Raw genomic sequence first — 3,270 nt, 5'->3', positions numbered from 1 at the left:
GGTGAGACAAAACCCACAAGCTGACCGTGATCATCCACAATTGGTAAGTGGCGAATCCGATACCGACGAAATATGAATAAGGCGGCAAAGATATCCCGACAAGCAGTTTGAGGAAACGTAATCACCGGCTGTGCCATGACCTCAGCTACTGTTACCTCTTGAAAGTTAATGCCATTAGCTGTTAGCCGGACAATATCGCGCTCAGTAAATATTCCCAGCAACTTGTCTGAGTGCATTACCAAAACGCAGCTAGACCGTGGCTCACGAATGCTGAGCTGGTCTGATGGTGAGTATAAATTGGGCAATGAACAACTTTTGCCTCCCTCCTGACTCATCAAAGCAATTACGTCGATTAGGAGGGTGTCAGGAGCAACGATCAAAGGCTGATGATCTATTGCCTCTTCTAGGGTTGGGGCGCAGATAAGTCGATCGTTGAGTTGCATAGTTAATTTGATAGGTGAACTTCCATGACCTACGACCGCCGCCAACCGCTACACACTATGGCGCTGGTGTATTTACTGAGCCTGGGTTTTTTTAGAGGGATGTTACGGACAAATCCCACAAATCCAGAAATAATATGCACATAACTTGTATAAAGGTATATAATAAATAGATGTTACAGCAAAATAATCTTTAACCCTTATATGACATAGCTTTTGGCTTTTATAGGTTGCCAGGGATACTGGGACTTTCACCATTTGGGCTTAGGGGCAAATAATTAGGCATTGCTGACCTAGCTTGGCAATTGTCCGATGGGATTGTCCGATGGGATTGTCCGATGGGATTGTCCGATCAGGTACCCTGGCTTATCTAACGTTCTGTTTCAGGTGTTCTAACTACTTTACCAGCTTGGAGCTTACTGATTTACTTACTGATTTAAGTTCCCTTGACTGGGGTTTTGAGGCAAACTAGACACCCTAGGGGTTCTACCGTATAGCCGGTCTAAAACCCGCTTAACCGAGATTCGTTTCCACTGCTGACCACGCTTGGTTGTATAGCCATGGTGATTGAGCCAGTTAGCGATTTGTTGTAATGACTTGCCCGATTTATGGTGACGGCGAATTAACTCAATTACATGCTGTTCTTGGGGATCATCCACCAACTCACCATTTAGGGCACGTTGACCGAAGGCCGGTGAACCATAACCTGCATAGCCACCCATAGTTGCCTTCCCTTGTCTACCTTGGTTTAGCCTTTCGATCAGGCTATCCCTTTCTAATTCCTCAGCAGCCATAACTTAATGCATCAAGCAACTTCATACAACTATGGTAAACCAAAGTATAGCCTTAGCCATCCTGGTTATTACAGCTATTCAAACCGATTAACCGCCCTTCTTTATTAAAGGAAGATAAAAGGGGTAACCATCTTGACTGTTATTGACTTTTTACCCTTTACCGTTGACTATAAATTTGTGGTAGTTTTAAAAAATTTCAAGAATATATCATGAGTACAGTTGCTTACATCAAAGACAGTGAATTTGATGCACTTTTAACCTCTGAAGTTCCAGTTGTCGTTGATTTTACAGCCCCTTGGTGTGGTCCATGTCGTAAAATTGGTCCTTTAATGGATAAACTTTCTGAAGAGTACAAAGATCGCGTTAAGGTAGTAAAAATCGATATTGATGCCGACAAAGCTACTGCAAAAAAATACAGTATCCGCAGCATTCCTGCGGTGCTGATTTTTAAGGGCGGTGAAGTGGTAGACACTATTGTAGGAGTTGCTGACTATGAAAAATTTACTGCCGCACTTGAACAGCAACTTTAGGTTTAATTAAAAACATAAAAATTTAAAAAACTTTCTGAATTCTGAGTTTAAGTCTGACTTATTTCCTTCAAGCCATGACATGTAAATGAGGAGAATCGGCAATGGAGACAACTCAATCAGTCCGATGTCCCAACTGTGGGAATATGGCTCAACGTCACTACTTAATCGGTTCTCAAGCATCACATTATGCTTGTGCTGGAGATCAGGTCACCAAAACTGAATGCCCAGTTTGTGACTATTTAATGGTAATGTGTTCTGTGAGCGGTAATGTGATCGAAGCTTACGCACCAGGTAGAAAAGTTATGGCTAATTCGGGCAAATTTACCGAAGTAGTGCACAAAGAAAGTCCTGCTTTTATAGAAGTAGCAATGAATCGCAATCCCAGGTTAGTTGCTAGTAGTAAATATCAATTAACTCCTGTAGGGTAAAACAAGTAAGCTATCAGCTAATAGCTGATAGCTTACGGCAAAAGGGCACTGGGATATATCTTTTTTATTTGATTTCAATAATAGACAGTTTAACGGCACAATAGCTTATCGAGCATACTGCTGAATTGTGGCTTGAGCACTGGCATAGACGGAGGTACCTTTAGGAATTTGTTTCAAATAATCCAAAGCCTTAGTGTAGTTCTTTAAAACAGCTTGGTTATAAGCCATCTTTGAGAGATACTTAGCCCGAATTTCTTGCTTAGCGGTATAGTCAACAATTTTTTCCTGAGCCTTAGGATAGGCATCGGTATTTTGAGGAATTTTTTTCAAATATACCAATGCATTGGTAAAGTCTTTCTGAGCAGCTCGATTGTAAGCCTGCTGAAGAAGGAAGTTTGCTTTTATGTTTCGCTTTTGAGTGTACTCCGGAATTTTTTGTTGAATTGTAGCGTAGGCTTTTGTTCCCTTTGGGATTTGTTTAAATGTGTTGAGTGCACCAGTAAAGTCTCTCTCGATAGCCTGGTTGTAAGCCTGCTGTAGTAACTGGTAAGCTTCCTTCTCAAGATTAGCTTGAGATTGGCTGACCATAGGTTCTATTTGCTGTTGCCAGAAGACAATATTAGGAATCTGACTAGCTTGCTCAATTACCTCTACCCATTTCTGTTGCTCAAAGGCAGTTTTTATCTGGGGAAATAGGGCTTTGGCATCTTGCCAATCTCTTTTCCACTGAGCGATCGCATTTTGAGCATCTTGATAGTTTTCACTATCTGCGGGAATAGATTTTACCAGCTTCAGTGCTGCGTCTAAATCCCCTTCCTGGTACTTTTGCTCAGCTTGTGCTAGCTTAGCTTCTGCCTGGTTGCCACCCCATGAGAACAAGTAGCCTCCAGCTACTACTAATAAGGCTACAGATGTGGAAACTCCCATGGCGGTGAGATTAAGTCCACTAGACTTTCTGGTAGGAATAGTAGGCATAGAGGGATAATAAATTTCCTCTGTTTCCTCTGTTTCCTCTGTTTGAAGAGTCTCTGGTTCAATTGGCTCACCCAGAGTATCATCAGTTGTTTCCTCTGTTTCC

General features: G+C 41.9%; 4 protein-coding genes and 1 pseudogene. 2 read left to right on the top strand and 3 right to left on the bottom strand.

All coding sequences use genetic code 11. The annotated features are described in order from the left end of the window. Both F6K49_RS38230 and F6K49_RS38225 read right to left on the bottom strand, forming a co-directional pair. Positions 1–443, bottom strand: a 443-nt coding sequence (locus F6K49_RS38230) for a CBS domain-containing protein (RefSeq protein ID WP_293105507.1), incomplete at its 3' end; no start/stop codon positions are given. Between the two features lie 425 nt (positions 444–868). Further along, complete coding sequence (locus F6K49_RS38225) at positions 869–1,234, bottom strand: recombinase family protein (RefSeq protein ID WP_293105504.1); 366 nt, start codon at positions 1,232–1,234, stop codon at positions 869–871. 209 nt (positions 1,235–1,443) lie between these two features. Here F6K49_RS38225 and trxA point away from each other — a divergent pair, with 209 nt between their 5' ends. Together trxA and F6K49_RS53810 are read left to right on the top strand one after the other, a co-directional pair. Next, positions 1,444–1,764 (top strand): thioredoxin, encoded by a 321-nt coding sequence (gene trxA / locus F6K49_RS38220; protein WP_293105501.1) that lies wholly within the window; start codon positions 1,444–1,446, stop codon positions 1,762–1,764. A gap of 101 nt (positions 1,765–1,865) precedes the next feature. Then, positions 1,866–2,192 (top strand): hypothetical protein, encoded by a 327-nt coding sequence (locus F6K49_RS53810; protein WP_366514281.1) that lies wholly within the window; start codon positions 1,866–1,868, stop codon positions 2,190–2,192. A 105-nt stretch (positions 2,193–2,297) separates the two neighbouring features. On the opposite strand, the pseudogene F6K49_RS38210 reads toward F6K49_RS53810, so the two are convergent. Then, positions 2,298–3,270, bottom strand: a pseudogene (locus F6K49_RS38210) (hypothetical protein); the annotation flags it as partial.

It is taken from the genome of Moorena sp. SIO3I6 (genome assembly GCF_010672095.1).
The sequence above is the reverse complement of the archived record's forward strand: the minus strand, read 5'-3'. Positions and strand labels throughout refer to the sequence as shown.